The sequence below is a fragment of the Actinoplanes sp. NPDC026623 genome (assembly GCF_040638275.1).
Taxonomy (GTDB): Bacteria; Actinomycetota; Actinomycetes; order Mycobacteriales; family Micromonosporaceae; genus Actinoplanes.
Map to the genome: position 1 here is coordinate 1 of NZ_JBEZXZ010000200.1, position 16,307 is coordinate 16,307.

13 protein-coding genes and 2 pseudogenes are annotated in these 16,307 nt (G+C 72.4%); 6 read left to right on the forward strand and 9 right to left on the reverse strand.

The features are described from left to right. The 5 genes and pseudogenes from AB0F10_RS36985 to ftsY all read right to left on the reverse strand — a co-directional run. A pseudogene (locus AB0F10_RS36985) lies at positions 1-1,239 on the reverse strand ([protein-PII] uridylyltransferase); the annotation flags it as partial. Between the two features lie 95 nt (positions 1,240-1,334). After that, positions 1,335-1,673, reverse strand: coding sequence for a P-II family nitrogen regulator (locus tag AB0F10_RS36990; protein WP_360636347.1), 339 nt, complete (start codon positions 1,671-1,673; stop codon positions 1,335-1,337). 33 nt (positions 1,674-1,706) lie between these two features. Then, positions 1,707-3,062 (reverse strand): ammonium transporter, encoded by a 1,356-nt coding sequence (locus AB0F10_RS36995; protein ID WP_360636318.1) that lies wholly within the window; start codon positions 3,060-3,062, stop codon positions 1,707-1,709. Positions 3,063-3,305: 243 nt separating this feature from the next. After that, complete coding sequence (locus tag AB0F10_RS37000; RefSeq protein WP_360636321.1) at positions 3,306-4,118, reverse strand: aminoglycoside phosphotransferase family protein; 813 nt, start codon at positions 4,116-4,118, stop codon at positions 3,306-3,308. 51 nt (positions 4,119-4,169) lie between these two features. After that, a complete protein-coding gene (ftsY, locus tag AB0F10_RS37005; RefSeq protein WP_360636324.1) occupies positions 4,170-5,336 on the reverse strand; it encodes a signal recognition particle-docking protein FtsY in 1,167 nt (388 codons plus the stop codon). A 128-nt stretch (positions 5,337-5,464) separates the two neighbouring features. On the opposite strand from ftsY, the gene AB0F10_RS37010 reads away from it, so the two are divergent. From AB0F10_RS37010 to AB0F10_RS37025, 4 genes are all read left to right on the forward strand, one after another. Further along, entirely contained in the window at positions 5,465-7,156 is a 1,692-nt protein-coding gene (locus AB0F10_RS37010) for an alkaline phosphatase D family protein (protein WP_360636326.1), read from the forward strand. A 119-nt stretch (positions 7,157-7,275) separates the two neighbouring features. Next, a complete protein-coding gene (locus tag AB0F10_RS37015) occupies positions 7,276-7,551 on the forward strand; it encodes a hypothetical protein (protein WP_360636329.1) in 276 nt (91 codons plus the stop codon). Continuing rightward, the gene (locus AB0F10_RS37020; protein ID WP_360636332.1) at positions 7,548-7,979 is read left to right on the forward strand and encodes a hypothetical protein; all 432 of its coding nucleotides are present in this window, start codon (positions 7,548-7,550) and stop codon (positions 7,977-7,979) included. The genes AB0F10_RS37015 and AB0F10_RS37020 overlap by 4 nt, the downstream gene beginning before the upstream one ends. Positions 7,980-8,084: 105 nt before the next feature. Further along, positions 8,085-8,540: a DinB family protein gene (locus tag AB0F10_RS37025; protein ID WP_360636350.1), complete on the forward strand. Its 456-nt coding sequence runs from the start codon at positions 8,085-8,087 to the stop codon at positions 8,538-8,540. Between the two features lie 71 nt (positions 8,541-8,611). Here the strand turns inward: AB0F10_RS37025 and AB0F10_RS37030 are convergent, their stop codons facing one another. The 4 genes from AB0F10_RS37030 to AB0F10_RS37045 all read right to left on the reverse strand — a co-directional run bounded on the left by AB0F10_RS37030 (position 8,612) and on the right by AB0F10_RS37045 (position 13,986). Continuing rightward, a complete protein-coding gene (locus tag AB0F10_RS37030; protein WP_360636335.1) occupies positions 8,612-9,265 on the reverse strand; it encodes a hypothetical protein in 654 nt (217 codons plus the stop codon). A 57-nt stretch (positions 9,266-9,322) separates the two neighbouring features. Beyond that, entirely contained in the window at positions 9,323-9,940 is a 618-nt protein-coding gene (locus tag AB0F10_RS37035) for an HAD-IA family hydrolase (protein ID WP_360636338.1), read from the reverse strand. A gap of 4 nt (positions 9,941-9,944) precedes the next feature. After that, positions 9,945-13,526 carry a chromosome segregation protein SMC gene (gene smc, locus AB0F10_RS37040; protein ID WP_360636341.1) on the reverse strand — a complete coding sequence of 1,194 codons (3,582 nt, stop codon included), beginning with the start codon at positions 13,524-13,526 and terminating at the stop codon, positions 9,945-9,947. Between the two features lie 265 nt (positions 13,527-13,791). Further along, positions 13,792-13,986, reverse strand: coding sequence for a hypothetical protein (locus AB0F10_RS37045; protein ID WP_125804837.1), 195 nt, complete (start codon positions 13,984-13,986; stop codon positions 13,792-13,794). 576 nt (positions 13,987-14,562) lie between these two features. Between AB0F10_RS37045 and AB0F10_RS37050 the strand changes: the two genes are divergently transcribed. Together AB0F10_RS37050 and AB0F10_RS37055 are read left to right on the forward strand one after the other, a co-directional pair. Then, entirely contained in the window at positions 14,563-16,056 is a 1,494-nt protein-coding gene (locus AB0F10_RS37050) for a glycosyltransferase (protein ID WP_360636344.1), read from the forward strand. Next, positions 16,053-16,307, forward strand: a pseudogene (locus tag AB0F10_RS37055) (hypothetical protein); the annotation flags it as partial. The gene AB0F10_RS37050 and the pseudogene AB0F10_RS37055, both read left to right, overlap by 4 nt.

Sequence of the window (16,307 nt, forward strand, 5' to 3'; positions counted from 1 at the left end):
CTCGCGGGCGAACGCGCTGGCCTCGTACGCGGCCTGCACCAGGTGCCGGTCCAGGGTGAACCGGTGGATCGGGTGGTGCTGCGGGAGGCTGCGCACCCGGGCCCACTCGGGCAGCCACGCGTCGATCAGGCCGTAGCGGTCGCAGGCCTCCCAGGTGGGCAGCAGTCCCCGGCCGGAGCCGAGCAGGGAGACCAGCGCGGCGCGGGCAGCGGGCGGCCACGGCATCGGCAGCGGCGGGCAGAAGGCGGCCAGCCACTCGCAGGTCGCGCGGGCGATGGGCAGCCGCACCGTCGCGGCCGCGGCCGCGATCCGCAGCGAGAGGGTCGGGTCGGGCACGGGTCCGATGGCGGTGCGGGCGAGCACCAGCTCGCCGTCCTGCTCGACCACGTCGCGGGCGACCGGGCGCCGGGACGGCCGGGCCGGGCTGCCCCGGCGGCGGCCGCTGCGCAGCCGGTCGGCGGCCCGCCAGGCGTCGTCCAGGGCGTGCGCGATCGTCCGGGCGTCGCCGGAAACCCGGCGCAGCAGGGCGTCGCCGTCGTCGAGGTCGAGCAGTTCGGCGACGGCCGCGCGCTCCTGCGCGACGAGCCGGTCCACCCGGCGACCGACGGCCAGGTGCAGCGCGTCGCGGGTGTCGAGCAGCCGCAGGTTCGCGGCGCGGACGGCGGGGCGCATCGTGTCGGCGACGCCGGCCCGGCCGATGCCGCGCAGGATGGTGAGGTCACGCAGGCCGCCGGCGGCCTCCTTGAGGTCGCCCTCGAGGAGGAACGCGAGCTCGCCGTGGGTCGCCCAGCGGGCCGCGGTGAGCTCCTTGAGCTGCGGCAGCAGGCGTACGGCGGTGCGCCGCCACTGGTCGGAGGAGGCGGCGATCAGCTCGGCGGACAGGGCCGCGTCGCCGGCGACGTGCCGGGCGTCGAGCAGGCCGAGCGAGACCTTGACGTCGTCGTGTGCGACGGAGAGCGCCTCGGGCAGGGTACGCACGGAGTGGTCGAGGCCGAGCCGCGCGTCCCAGATCGGATACCAGAGCGCTGACGCGATGCGCTCGATGCCGGCCGTGCCGTTGTGCAGCAGCACCAGGTCGAGATCGCTGTGCGGGGCGCAGTCGCGGCGGCCGAGGCCGCCGACCGCGACCAGGCTGACGCCGGGCAGGTGCCCGGGGAACAGCGTGGTGAGCCACGCGTCGAGCGCCGCCGCCCGCGCGGCCCGGCCTGCGGCGCCGAGGTGCGGGCGGAGCGTGTCCAGTGAGCCGCCGGACGGTACCTCGGGCGGCGCCGACGGCTCACTGACCACGTATGACAAATTGATTCCTTTTCCGTCAAATTCCTAGGAACCGGGAACTACAGGGCGTCGAGGCCACGCTCGCCGGTGCGGACCCGGACCACGTCCTCGACGGCCGTCACCCAGACCTTCCCGTCGCCGATCTTGCCCGTCCGCGCCGAGGTGACGACGGCGTCGACGACCTTCTCGACGTCGATCTCGTCGGTCAGCACCTCGACCTTGATCTTCGGAAGGAACTCCACCGTGTACTCGGCACCCCGGTACACCTCGGTGTGGCCCTTCTGTCGTCCGTACCCCTGTACCTCGCTCACGGTCAGGCCCGCCACGCCGAGTGCGTGCAGAGCCTCCTTCACCGCGTCGAGCTGGTACGGCTTGATGACCGCGGTCACCAGCTTCATGCTCAGTCCCTCCATCGCAGCCATCAGGGGAAATTAACCGGCGACCTTTTCGCTGACGGGAGCGGTCCCGTCAGTGCTGCCCGCCGGCGTGATCCCGGCCATCGCGAACGCGGTGCCCGAGCCCGTGGTGGGCGAGAAGTCGTAGCCGCTCTCGGCGTGCTCGGCGACGTCGATGCCGGCGACCTCGACCTCCGGGTCGACCCGGAAGATCTTGGCGGCCTTGAGGATCAGCGCGATGACCACGGCGATCACGAGAGAGTAGACCGTGACCGCGGCGCTGCCGACGAACTGGCGCCACAGCTGGTCGACGCCACCGCCGTAGAACAGGCTCTCGCGGGCGGCGACGGCGTTGACCTGGGTGGTGGCGAAGAAGCCGATGCCCAGGGAGCCGATCCATCCACCGACGAAGTGGACACCGACCACGTCGAGCGAGTCGTCGTAGCCGAACCGGTACTTCAGGCCGACCGCCAGGGCGCAGACGGCACCGGCGATGATGCCGAGCAGCGCCGCGGGCAGCGGGGCGATGAAGCCACAGGCCGGGGTGATGGCGACCAGGCCGGCGACCGCGCCGGAGGAGGCACCGACCAGGGTCGGCTTGCCGTCGCGGAGCCACTCCACGATGACCCAGCCGAGCAGCGCGGCGGCCGTGGCGACCTGGGTGTTGACGAACGCGACAGCGGTGACGCTGTCGACGGTCAGCTCGGAGCCGGCGTTGAAACCGAACCAGCCGAACCAGAGCAGGCCGGCGCCGAGCGCGACGAACGGCACGTTGTGCGGCTTCATGGCCTCGCGGGGCCAGCCGACGCGCTTGCCGAGCACGAGCGCGACACCGAGCGCCGCGGCACCGGCGTTGATGTGGACCGCGGTGCCACCGGCGAAGTCGAGCGCGCCGAGCTTCGCGCCGATCCAGCCGCCGCCCCAGACCCAGTGCGCGACCGGGACGTAGACGAGGGTGAACCAGCCGGCCGCGAAGAGCACCCAGCCGCCGAACTTGAGGCGGTCCGAGAGCGAGCCGCTGATCAGGGCCACGGTGATGATGGCGAACATCATCTGGAAGACCATGAAGACGTAGGTCGGGATGCCGGTGCCGGCGCCCGCGATCATCCACTCCTCGCCGATCCAGCTGGTGCCCGTGCCGAAGTACTGGCTGAAGCTGCCGATGACGCTGTTCGCACCGGAGCTGCCGTTGGTGCCGAAGGAAAGGGAGAAGCCGTACAGAACCCAAAGTACGGAGATGAGCCCGATGCTCGAGAAGCTCATCATCATCATGTTGAGGGCGCCCTTGGACCGGTTGAGGCCACCGTAGAACAGCGCCAAGCCCGGAGTCATAAGCAGAACGAGTGCAGACGACAGGAGCAACCAGGCGGTATTGCCGGTATCGATCTCCACGCTGCCTCCTCTCGGATTAGGTGACCTACCACACGGCCACGGGCTGCGTCGCCTGTTGGCCGGTTCGGGCGGAAGCCTCTCGTTCTGCTGTTTCGCGCACGGTCTACGCGCGATTTCCGACGCGTGACGGCTTGTTTCGTACGTGTGAAGAAACTCTCACAGCAGGCATAACGAAGCGCTCTGAACTGGGACAATAGACCCAAGCAGACGCGCGAAGAGGATCATCGCCCGGTCAACGGCGTGTCACCGGAGCGCGTACTCCAGGGTGTGTCGCTCGTAATCCAGCAGCCGCAGATCGCGCATCGGGCGCCGCAGGTGTCCCTTGTGCACGATGCGCACGAAGGCCGGATCGCCGGCCGCGGCCATCCGCCGGATGCCCTCGACGTGGTCCACGATCCGCCTGCGGATGGTCCGGACCAGCCGGTGCCGGTCCCGCGGGATCAACCCGTACGCGTCCGCGAAGAGCCGCAGCCGGCGCGGCCGGTTCGGCCGCTTCCAGCCCAGCGTGTAGGAGTCGCGGTCGCTGAACAGCGGCACCCAGGTCCAGGCCGCGTAGGCGACGTCGTAGATGCGCGCGCCCGGCGACGCGAGATCGAAGTCGATGAGGGCGAGGGTGCCGTCGGGGCGCCAGACCACGTTGTGCGGCGCGGCGTCGTGGTGGCAGATCACCTCGGTGTCCGGCGGCGGCGGCCCGAACGAGCGCCAGACGGCGCCCGGCGGCGGCTGGAAACCATACTGCGCGTCGTGGAACATGCGCAGCATCGTCGCGACCGTGACCAGCGCTTCCTCGGTGGTCCAGTGCGGGGCGAGCGGGTACTCGCCGCACTCGCCGTCCAGATACGACAGCACCTCGCGGCCGCGCTCGTCCATGCCCAGCGCGTGCGGCGACCCGGTGAAGCCGACCCGCTGCAGATGGTTGAGCAGCGAGTGCACGGCAGGGGTCCACGGGCCGGCGTTGCGGCGCACGGTGTCGCCTAGCTTCGAGACCGTGCTGACGTTGCCGCCGTGGAGCGGGATCTCGCGCCGGGAGTCCTGAAGATCGCGCTCCTGCGTCACCCACGACCTCCCCTGGAAGGGCCCCGCGGTCGGAGCCCACCGTCCCCGAGACTACGCGTCGGTGCCAAGCAGAGCCTCGACGAACGCGGCGGGATCGAACGGCGCCAGGTCGTCCGGGCCCTCGCCCAGACCCACCAGTTTGACGGGAATCCCCAGCTTGTTCTGCACGGCGATGACGATGCCGCCCTTGGCGGTGCCGTCCAGTTTGGTGAGCACCACGCCCGTGACATCCACCACGTCCGTGAACACCCGGGCCTGTTCGAGCCCGTTCTGCCCGGTGGTGGCGTCGAGGACGAGCAGCGTCTCGTCGACCGGGCCATGCTTCTCCACCACCCGCTTGACCTTGCCGAGCTCGTCCATCAGGCCGACCTTGTTCTGCAGCCGGCCGGCCGTGTCGATGAGCACGGTGTCGACACCCGTGTCGATGCCGCGCTTGACCGCGTCGAACGCCACGCTGGCCGGGTCGCCGCCCTCGGGGCCGCGGACCGTCTCGGCGCCGACCCGCTCGCCCCAGGTGATGAGCTGCTCGGTGGCCGCGGCGCGGAAGGTGTCGGCCGCGCCGAGCAGCACCGTGCGGCCGTCGGCGATCAGGACCCGGGCCACCTTGCCGCAGGTGGTGGTCTTGCCGGCGCCGTTGACGCCGACCACCAGCATGACCGCCGGGCGCCCGTCGTGCGGCGTCGTCTTGAGCGTGCGGTCCATCCCGGGGTCGAGCGCGGCGGTCAGCTCCTCGGCGAGCTGGGTGCGCACCTCGGCCACGGTCCGGGTGCCGAGCACCCGGACCCGCTCGCGCAGCCGCTCCACCAGGGCCTGGGTCGCCTCGACGCCGACGTCGGCGGAGATCAGGCTGTCCTCGATCTCCTCCCACGCGTCGTCGTCGAGGTGATCGCGGGAGAGCACGCTGAGCAGGCCCCGGCCCAGGACGCTCTGCGAACGGCTGAGCCGGGCCCGGAGCCGCACCAGGCGGCCCGCGGTGGGCTCCGGCGTCTCGACGAGCGGCTTCGCCTCCACCGGCGCGACCTCGGCCGGCGCCGTCTGCACCGGTGGCGCCTCGGCGGCCGGCGCCTCGGCCGGCTTCCCGATCAGCGGCGGCAGCTCCTCGACCGGGGGCACCGCCGGCGGGGGCAGCTCGCGCCGGCGCAGCCGGGGCACGATCAGACCGACGGCCCCGGCCACCAGCACGACCAGCAGGATCAGGGAGGCGACCACGTATTCCATTCCGAAATCCTGACAGATGTCCGGCGGACGCGTGGGGGCACCCGTCCCGTCCCTCACGACGGACACCCGCTGGCGGAAAACCGTCCCGCTGGGGAGGATGGGATCATGACGCGCCCCCCGGTCGTCCGTTGACCGCCCACCTGCTCATCGGGCCCCTGCTGCGCCGCGTGGTCGGCGACCGGGCAACGATCTGGGTGGAGACGACCTCCCCGGCCGTCGTCCGCGTCCGGGTCGCGGGCGGGGGCGCCGGCACCGCCGGCACATTCACCGCGTACGGGCACCACTACGCGATCGTCGTGGTCGAGGGCCTGACCCCGGACACCGCGAACGAGTACGAGGTGTCGCTCGACGACCGCCCGGTGTGGCCGCAGCCCGACTCGCCGTACCCGCCGAGCGTGATCGTGACCCGGCCCGCCGACGACGCGGACCGGCCCGTCAGCCTGGCCTTCGGCTCCTGCCGCGAGGCGATCCCGCACGCCACCGGCCGCCGGCTGCCGCCCGACGCGCTGGACTCGTACGCCCGGCGGCTGATGACCGACCCGCGCAACACCGACCTGCGCGCCGACCTGATCGTGCTGCTCGGCGACCAGGTCTACGCCGACAACACCTCGGCGAAGGTCCGGCGCTTCCTGAGCCGGCGGCGGGCGGCCGGGCACGACGGCCCGGCCGACCAGGTCGTCTCCTTCGACGAATACACCCGGCTCTACCTGGAGTCGTGGCGCGACCCCGAGGTGCGCTGGCTGCTGGCCACCGTGCCGAGCGTGATGATCTTCGACGACCACGAGATCATCGACGACTGGAACACCTCGGCCTCCTGGCGCCGGGACATGTCGGCACAGCACTGGTGGCCGGAGCGGATCTCCAGCGGCCTCGCGTCGTACTGGGTCTACCAGCACCTGGGCAACCTGAGCCCGGACGAGCTGGCCGCGGACCAGCTGCTCGCCGAGATCACCTCGGCGGACGACGCGACGTCGGCGCTGCGCGACTTCGGCGTCTCCGTCGACTCGCCCTCCTCCGCGGAGAACACCGACCGGCCTTACCAGTGGAGCTTCGCGCTCGACATCGGGCGCACCCGGCTGGTCATGCTCGACAACAGGTGCAACCGGGTGCTGACCACGGGGCGGCGCGAGATGCTGCCCGCCGCGGAGTGGGCCTGGTTCGTGGACCAGGCGCACGGCGACTACGACCACCTGGTGGTCGGCTCGTCCCTGCCGTGGCTGCTGCCGCCGGCAATCCACCACCTCGAGGCCTGGAACGAACGCCTCGCCGACTCGCCCGGATCGCGCCGCGCCGCCTTCGCGGAGAAGGTCCGCCGCACCTTCGACCTTGAGCACTGGGCCGCGTTCACCCGCTCCTTCGACGCGTTGACCGAGCTGTTCCGCCGGCTCGGCGAGGGCGGGCCGGACGCACCGGGACACCGCGTCGGCGCGGGCGGGGCCTACGCGGCGCCGGCCTCGATCAGCGTGCTGTCCGGGGACGTGCACCACTCCTACGTCGCGCGGGCCGACCTGGGGCCGGCCACGGCGACGCCGGTGCATCAGCTGACCTGCTCCCCGATTCACAACCAGGTGCCGGCGTTCATGCGGCCGTTGATGCGTTTCAGCTGGTCGCGGGCGGCGGCCAAGGCGGTGCGCGGGCTGGCCAGGAGCGCCGGGGTACGCCGGCCGCAGGTGCGGTGGAAGCGGCTGAACGGGCCGTACTTCGGCAACGCGGTGAGCACGCTGCGGCACGCGGGCGCTCAGGCGGACGTCCGCGTCGAGGGCACGGACCGCGACGGCGAGCTGACGATCGTCGCCGACGTCCGCCTCCAGGACGCCTGACCAGCCAACCAATTGATCAATTTGGTTACTTCGATCCGCCGTCATATTGTAGGGACAACCCAATGGCATGACCTATCGCGAGGGTAGTGCCCCTGGGGTCATGTCAGTATGATCCGAGTATGACAAGGCGGATTACCGTGAGTCTTCCCGACGACGTGGCGAAGTATCTCGACAAACATCCGAACAGTTCGGCCGTGGTGACGGAGGCCGTGAGGGCACGCATGCAGCGCGGAGCCGCCGCGGCGGCGGCACTGCGTGCGGCCGGCATCCCCCTCACCGACGAGGGCATCACCGCCGCGCGCGGCACTCTTCCCAGGTTCACCACCGAGCAGCGTGGCGAGTTCCAGCAGTGGCACAAGGACAAGGCGGCAGAGCGGGAGAGGGACGGCCGATGACTCCCTCGCTGACCGATGAACCGCGCACCATCCAAGCAGTGCTCGACCGTTCGGCTCTGCACTCCTTCGCCCGAGGTCACATCCACGTCGGCGAACTTCTCATCGACGTGGCCGACGACGACGCGTTCATGGGGATCCCCACGGTGGCGCTGCTGGAGGCCTACGCCGAAACCCGCGGCAACCAGCACGCCACCGCGTTGCTGAGGCTCCTGGTGACACTGCCCGGCATCGCAGTCATCGACCTGGATGCCGAGACCGCGGAGGCCGTCGCCCACGAGGTGGAGGCGGCCGAGGGTGACCTGGCCCGATCTCATGCCGTCTGGGCCGCGAAGGAGCACGAAGCCTGGTATCTCACCACCGAGCCGACCGAGGTGACGGAGCTACTGCCTCCCGGTCAGGTGCACGTGATCCCTCGCAAGGACGCGTGACGGGCTGAAAATGTCGTAGGGGCGGTCCAGGATGTCTCCGTGACTTCCTGGACCGCGCCTGCGGCGCATCGGACAAGCGAGCCCCTCACCGGCGACGAGCGGGTCATGCTCGAGGGCTGGCTCGACTGGCATCGCCAGACCCTGCTGACCAAGTGCGCGGGCCTCACCGGCGAGCAGCTCAAGCTGCGGGCGGTCGAGCCTTCCAGCCTGTCCCTGCTCGGCCTGCTGCGACACATGTCCGAGGTGGAGCGGAGCTGGTTCCGCAACCGCGCGGCCGGCCAGCAGACCGACAGGCTCTACAGCTCGGAGACCAACCGGGACGGTGACCTCGACGACGTCGACGGCGCGGACGCGCAGGCGGATTACGCCGCCTTCCTCGAGGAGATCGAGGCCGCCCGCGCCGCGATCGCCGACGTCCCGCTCGACCACGAGTTCATCTCGCCGAGGCATTCCGTGATGAGCGTGCGCTGGGTCTACCTGCACATGATCGAGGAATACGCCCGCCACAACGGTCACGCCGACCTGCTGCGCGAGCGCATCGACGGCCAGACCGGCGACTGACGCGGCCGGAGATCTGATGCCGGCTCGGCTTCCCCCGGCTCCACGCCGGGCTCGCCGCCACCGCGGGCGGGTCAGGCGCGGGGCAGGGCGGCGGCGCCCTGGTCCTGGAGGCTGAAGGTCGTCGCGACCCCGGCGTCGCCGACCGCCTCGGCCACCAGCCCGGTCGGGCCCAGCGGGTGCCACTGCAGGAAGGTGGTCCGGTTGCGCACCGCATAGGTGGTGCGGCCGTCGTCGTCCTTGCCCGACGCCACAAACGTGAACAGCTGCGTCGGCTCGTCGGCGTCGCAGGCCGCGGCGACCACGGTGAGCGGGACGGCGCCGCTGCCGCGCACCTGCAGGCAGAGCGGCTCGCCGCCGCCGCGCAGCGCGCCGGTCTTGATGAGCCGTTCCGGCACTCCGCCGCCCTTGGGCACCGGGACGAAGAGCGCCCGATCGGTGTAGTCGTCCGTCACCTGCAGCCGGCCGTCGTCGGTGACGGCGAGCACGGAATCCGGAAGCTCCGTCTCGTTGAGCCGCGGAAGGAAGAAGACCTGCCGCTTGCCGTCCAGGAAACCGGCCGGCGGCGGCGCCCCGCCGAAGCCGGAGGTGGCGGTGGCCGTCGGCACGACGGGAGCGCCGGAAGCGGCTGACGGCGGGTCCGCGGGGGACGCACCGGGATGGTCTTCCGCGGAGCAGCCCTGCAGCGCGAGGACGAGAACGGCCGCCCCGAGCAGAGTCTTACGCATCGACATCCTCTCAGCCGCGGCCAGCCTACGTCGCCGGTCGTGGGCCGGCCGCATCGATCAGGCGGCGATCGCGAGCGCCTTGCGGAGGTAGGGCAGGTCCCCGGGGCCGGACCAGCGGAACGCGGGCAGCTTCTGCGCCCGGGCCCCGCGGACCGCACGGTCGTCGTCGTCGACGAAGAGCACCCACGGCGCCTCCACGCCGAGCGCGGCGCAGCCCCGCTCGAAGTACTCCGGGGCCGGCTTGTGGATCTTCATCTCCCAGGAGCTGACGATCACGTCGAACTCGTCGGTCAGCGCGAGCAGGTCCAGGTCGCCGCGGAGCACGTCGGTGGCGTTGGTGGCCAGGCCGACCGGAAGCCCGGCCGCCCGCACCTCCCGCACGAAGGCGAGCGCCTCGGGGTCGACCGTGCCGCGGTGCCGCTGCCATTCGGTCACCGCCGCCTTCGCCTCGGCCTCCGGCAGCGGCAGGCGGGACGCCACCAGGTACATCCACTCCGCGTCGGTGATCTCGCCGGCCACCGCGGGCCGCAGCAACTCCCAGGCCATCGCGGTTGCCAGCAGCGTGCCCGGCTCCAGGCCGTACGTCCGCTCGACCGTCGCGGGCACCTCGGGGTCCCAGCGGCGCAGCACGCCGTCCAGGTCGATGAGCATGGCCCGGGCGGGTTGGCGATGCATGGGTCTAGTCCTCCGGTTCGCGGTTCAGCCGCTGGCTGATCACCTGGGTGACGCCGGCGCGCATGGTGACGCCGTAGAGGGCGTCGGCGACCTCCATCGTGCGCTTCTGGTGCGTGATGATGAGCAGCTGGCTCTTCTCCCGCAGCTGCCGGAAGAGCGTAATCAACCGGCCCAGGTTGACGTCGTCGAGGGCGGCCTCGACCTCGTCCATGATGTAGAAGGGGCTGGGACGGGCCCGGAAGATCGCGCAGAGCATCGCCACCGCGGTCAGCGAACGCTCACCGCCGGAGAGCAGCGACAGCCGCTTGATCTTCTTGCCCGGCGGCCGGGCCTCGACCTCGACGCCGGTGGCCAGCATGTCCTCGGGGTCGGTGAGCACCAGCCGGCCCTCGCCGCCCGGGAAGAGCACCTGGAAGACGGTCTGGAACTCGCGCGCGGTGTCCTCGAACGCCGAGGTGAACACCTCGAGGATCCGGTCGTCGACGTCCTTGACGACGGTGAGCAGGTCCTTGCGGGTCGCCTTGAGGTCCTCGAGCTGGTCGGAGAGGAACTTGAAGCGCTCCTCCAGGGCGGCGAACTCCTCGAGCGCGAGCGGGTTGACCTTGCCGAGCAGGGCCAGGTCGCGCTCGGCCTTGTTGGCACGCTTCTCCTGGGTGGGGCGGTGGAACGACATCGGCTCGGGCACCGCCTTGCCGTCCTTCTCCGCCAGCGCGACCTCGGCCTGGGTCGGCGGGACGAGCTGGTCCGGGCCGTACTCGGCGACGAGGGTGTCGACGTCGAGGGAGAAGTCCTCGGCCGCCTTCGCCTCGAGCTGCTCGATCCGCATCCGCTGCTCGGCGCGGGCCACCTCGTCGCGGTGCACCTCGCTGGTGAGCCGCTCGAGCTCGGCCATCAGGCGCTTCGCGCTGGCGCGTACCTCCTGCAGCTGGGCCTCGCGGGCGGTCCGCGCCCGGGCCAGCCCGTCGCGGGCCTCGAGCGCGTCGGCCAGCGAGACCGCCACCCGGGACATCGCGGCCGCCGCGCCGAGCGCGACCGCCCGCGCGATCTCGGCGCCGCGGGCCCGGGCCGCGCGGCGGGCGGCCGCCCGCTCGCGGGCCTGACGCTCCGCGTTGGCCTGGCGCATCAGCGAGTCCGCCCGGCCGGCGATCGAGGAGACCCGCTCCTCGGCCGTGCGGACGGCGAGCCGGACCTCCATCTCGTTCTGCCGGGCCTGCGGCACCAGCGCCGACAGGGTGTCGCGCTCCTCGGTGGAGGGTTCCTCGTCGATCGGGGTGGCCTCGGCCAGCCGCAGCCGCTCCTCCAGCTCGGCGAGCCCCGCCAGGTCACGGTCGCGGTTGCCCTCGGCCTTCTGCCGCGACGCGCCCAGGCGCTCCGACTCGGCCTTGGCCGAGCGGGCGGCCGCGCCGAGCTCGGCGAGGCGGCGGGCGGCCGCGTTGCGCTCGCCCTCGGCGGCCCGCTTGGCGGCGGCGGCGACGTTGACCGCCTCCTTGCGCTCGGCCACCTCGGCGCGGGCGTCGGCGAGCTCGGACTTGAGCACCCCGATGGACTGCTCGGCCGTCTCCCGGTTGACCCGGGCCTCGTCGACGGCGGCCTGCACCTCGATGTAGCTGGTGGCCTTGCCGGAGCCGCCGGCCGCGGCGTGGGCGCCGAGCACGTCGCCGTCGGGCGTGACGGCGCGCAGCTCGGCGTTCTGCGCGATGAGGCGGGTGGCGGCGGCGAGGTCGGTCACCAGGACGACGTCGCGCAGGGCGCGGTTGAGCGCGGGGCGGATCGTGTCGGGGCAGCCGATGACGTCGGGCGCCCAGACCGCGCCCTCGGGCAGCACCGGCCGCAGCGAGTCGAGCGAGCCGCGCATGCCCGGCTCGGCGGGGGCGCCGACGATGAGCGCGGCCCGGCCGGCATCCGCGATCTTGAGCGTACGCATGGCCTCGACGGCCTCGTCGATTCCGGTGAGCGCGACCGCGTCGGCGAGCGCGCCCAGCGCCGCCGCGAGGGCCGCCTCGTGCCCGGGCCGGACGGTGAGCATCGAGGCGAGGCTGCCGAGCAGGCCGGGAACCTGATCGGCCCTGCCGAGCAGCGCGCCGGCGCCGTCCTTGCGCTTGAGGCCGAGGGCGAGCGCCTCCTCGCGTGCCTTCCAGCTCGCGGCGTCCTTTTCGGCCGTGCGCTCGGCGTCGGACAGCTCCTTGACGACGGCGGCGGCCCGGTCGTGCGCGGACACCGCCTCGGCGTGGCGCTCGTCCAGCTCCGCGTTGTCGCGGTCGGCCTCGGTGGACTCCGCGGATACCGCGTCGACCTCGAGCTGCGCGGCCTCGGCGCGCTGCAGCGCGTCGTTGTGCGCGACGGCGAGCCGCTCGATCTCCTCGGCGGCGCTCCCGGTACGCGCACGGGCGGCGTTCACGTTGCCGGTGAGCTTGGCCAGGCCCTCACGCCGGTCCGCGATCGCCTTCGCGGCCGCGCGCAGGGCGCCCTCGGCCTGCAGCAGCTGGCGCTCCAGCTCCTGGCGGTGCTCGACGGCCTCGGCCAGGCGCATCTGGTCGTCGGTGAGGGCCTCGCGCAGCTCCTCCTCCTGCTCGCGGACCCGCTCGGCCTCGGCGACCAGTTGGTCCGGGTCGCGGCCGGGCCGCTCGTCGTCGGGCGCCGCGGCGAGGTGGCGCAGCCGCTCGCTGGCCAGTTGCTCCGTCGACCGGAAGCGTTCCTGCAGGGCGGAGAGCTTGTACCAGGTGTCCTGCGCGGCGGCGAGCAGCGGCGCGTCCTCGGCGTGCGCCGCCTCGAGGTCGGCGAGCCAGCGCTGGACCTCGCGGTTCTCCTCCTCGACCTGACCGCGGCGGTCGCGCATCGCCGACTCGTCGGCGATCTCCTTGTCGAGGGTCGTCCGCAGCGTGTGCAGGTCGTCGGCGAGCAGCCGCAGCCGGGCGTCGCGCAGGTCGGACTGGATGCCGGCCGCGCGGCGGGCGACCTCGGCCTGCTTGCCCAGCGGCTTGAGCTGGCGGCGAAGCTCGGCGGTGAGGTCGTTGAGCCGGTTGAGGTTGGTCTGCATCGCGTCGAGCTTGCGGATCGCCTTCTCTTTGCGCTTGCGATGCTTGAGGACGCCGGCGGCCTCTTCGATAAAGGCGCGGCGGTCCTCGGGCTTGGCGTGCAGCATCGCGTCGAGCCGGCCCTGGCCGACGATGATGTGCATTTCCCGGCCGATGCCGGAGTCGCTGAGCAGTTCCTGAATGTCGAGCAGGCGGCACGAGCTGCCGTTGATCTCGTATTCGCTCTCGCCGGACCGGAACATCCGGCGGGTGATCGACACCTCGGTGTAGTCGATGGGCAGGGCGCCGTCGCCGTTGTCGATGGTCAGGGTCACTTCGGCACGGCCGAGCGGGGCCCGCCCGGCGGTGCCCGCGAAGATGACGTCCTCCATCTTGCCGCCGCGCAGCGCCTTGGCGCCCTGTTCACCCAGCACCCACGCGATGGCGTCGACGACGTTGGACTTGCCGGAGCCGTTCGGACCCACCACACAGGTGATGCCCGGCTCCAGCCGCAGCGTCGTCGCGGAGGCGAAGGACTTGAAGCCCTTGACCGTCAGGCTCTTGAGGTGCACGGATCTCCGGGGGTCGGCGGGTGTCTGCTCGTCAGGAGGTTACCCGCAGGTGCACACCTTGTCCGCGCACGCCGCGCGTCCCGGAACGTGCCCATCTCGGGCGGGTCGACGCTGTTTGTCTGATTTCCCGAGGGGCGATCGACCGGCCGAATGGAGCCAGGGCAAAAAAGATGCGCGCCGCCACTAAGGGTGGAGGCGCGCTTCGCGGGGTGCGTCACGTGATGCGAGGGGATCTTGGACGCCGGTTCGCGGCGCCCGGTGAAGCTCAGGTCAGCGCCGGCTCGGTCAGCCGCAGAAGATCGTCTGCCTCCGCGGCGGCGGCCGCGAGACGATCATTCTCCGCCCGGAGGCGGGTGATCTCGAACTCCAGAGCCTGCACCCTGGAACGCAATCGGGTGACCTCGTCGAGCAGGCGCCGGTCGGGCGCTGCACCTACGTGGCCGTAGAGGGCCTTCGCCATTTCGTCTCCTTGTAAAGCGCTGCCGGAAAGGCCGGCCAAACGCGCGCCCAGTGGTACCGCACACGTCATACTCACGGACACGCGTGAGCACAAACTCCTGCACCCGGGAACGTGCTGTGGATGCAAATTGACCCGCATCCAGGACTCGACTGGACGCAGATGGGCGCGACTGGCGACTTCTCCATGGTGCGCCGATACCCACGCTCCGTCAAGCCATGCGCACCGCATCAACCCCGCCCGACAAGTGAATCACGCCACCCCCGCCGCCCTGTCCAGGACTTCATTACTTTCGTATCCCTCCGCGGCCCCGCTAAACGACTGCTTTCCGTTACCTGGGGTCGAGGCCTCTCGATCCCTTCGTGACCTTGCGGGCACGGCGCGTGCGACACGGCGGCGTCCGGGCGACGACCCTCGGATCCGGGCCAGCTTTTGGCACGCTCCCGGTGTAAATCGGCCGTAAAGCAGACAAACAGTGCGAACTATTGTCGCCTGCGCGACAGCATCCCGTTACTTTTGCCAGCTGTGTCGTTGCAGCCTTCGTGATAACACCCCCGTCGCGTCCGTGGTGCTGAACGCATGCGCATCTGTCTGCTCACCGGGGGCGGCTACCCGTTCCGCCGGGACGCACTCGGCGGCTGGTGCCGGACGCTCGTCGACGGCCTCGGCAGCTACACCTTCGACCTGCTGACGGTCACCGACCGTGAGCCGCCGGGCGGACCGGCGTTCCCGCTGCCCGGGCACGTGGCGTCGGCCAAGGCCTTCGCACTCAACCGCGAGGCCCGTCGCCGCGACAACGGCGACGGTCACGCCATCGCCGCCGCGAACCTGCTCTGCCGCGGTCTGCTCGCCGAGCCGGAGCCGGTGCTCGCCGACGCGCTGTTCGCCAAGGGACTGCTCGGGCTCTCTGTGCTGGCCGAGTCCACCGACCAGCCGCTGAACGCCGTGCCGCTGACGGACGTGCTGCTCGACGCCTGGCGGGCCGGGCGGCTGTCGGCGAGCGACGAGCGGCTGCCCCGGCTCAGCCTGCGCGACGCCCGGACGGCCACGACCCTGCTGCGGCACGCGGCCCGGGCGCTGTCCGTGCCGGTGCCGGCCGTCGACCTGGTGCACTGCGTCGGCGGGACGACGCCGCTGCTCGCCGCCCTGGCCGGACGCTGGCGCACCGGCGCCCCGCTGCTGCTCACCGAGGCGCGGGCGCCCGTACCCCGGCCCCGGGCCGGCGAGGAACGGCTCTCCCCCGCGGTGCGGACGGTGCTGCGCCGGTTCCGCCGGGCGGTCGCCCGCACCGGGTACGCCGAGGCCGGGCTGATCGCGCCGCTGAGCGCGTACCACCACTCGTGGGCGCTCGGGCACGGCGCCGAGCCCGGGCGGCTGGTGCCGGTGCCCGCGGGGGTCGACCCCGCCGACTTCCCGTCCGCGCCCGAGGCGCGCACCCAGCCGGCCATCGTGTGGGCCGGAAACGGCGGGCCGGACAGCGGCCTGCGTCCGCTGCTCGAGGCGTTCACCGCGGTGGCCGCCGCCGTGCCCGGAACCGTGCTGCACCTGGTCGGCGTCGCCGCCGCGCACGAGGACCACTGCGCCGAGCAGATCGAGCGGACCGGGCTGGGCCGGGAGATCCGGCTGCACCCGCTGCCCGCGGACCCGAGCGACCGGTACGCGGACGGCCACCTCGTCGTGCACGTGCCGGGGCCCGCCGACCCGCCGTACCGGCTCATCGAGGCGATGATGTCCGGCCGCGCCGTGGTCGGTCTCGACGTGGGCCCGGTGGCGGAGACCCTCGGCGACGCGGGCGTCCTGGTACCCGTGGACGATCCGGCCGCCCTCGCGGCCGCCTGCGTGAGCCTGCTGAACGCCCCGGCCCGCCGGCGCGCCCTCGGCGACGCCGCCCGGCGCCGGGCGCTCGCGTACTTCACCGCCGACCGGGTCGTCCGGGTGTACGGCGCGCTGTACACCGATCTCGCCGGACCGCCGCCGGCCACCGCGTACGAACTGGCGCTGGCCGTGCCCGCGCCTCGGGTGGCGCGGCCCGCCAGCGTGCGCTGGCTCGTCGAGGCCTGGGAGGACAGATGACCGAGCTGGCACCGCGCCGCACCCGGCGGGCTCCCTCGCTAGCCACCACGCTGCTGCTGCGCTGCGCGCTCTACCTGGGCCCGCTGAGCGTCGTGGCGGCCGCCGCCCGGCCGCTCAACGGCGCCGCCTGGCAGGTGCCGACCGGCACGCTGCTGCTCGGCTGGAGCGTGGCGCAGGCCCTCGCGGGTGCCGGCACCGCCGTCGCCCGCCGGCGCGGGCCGGGCGCGGGAGCCCGGCTCGTCGGCTGCGGC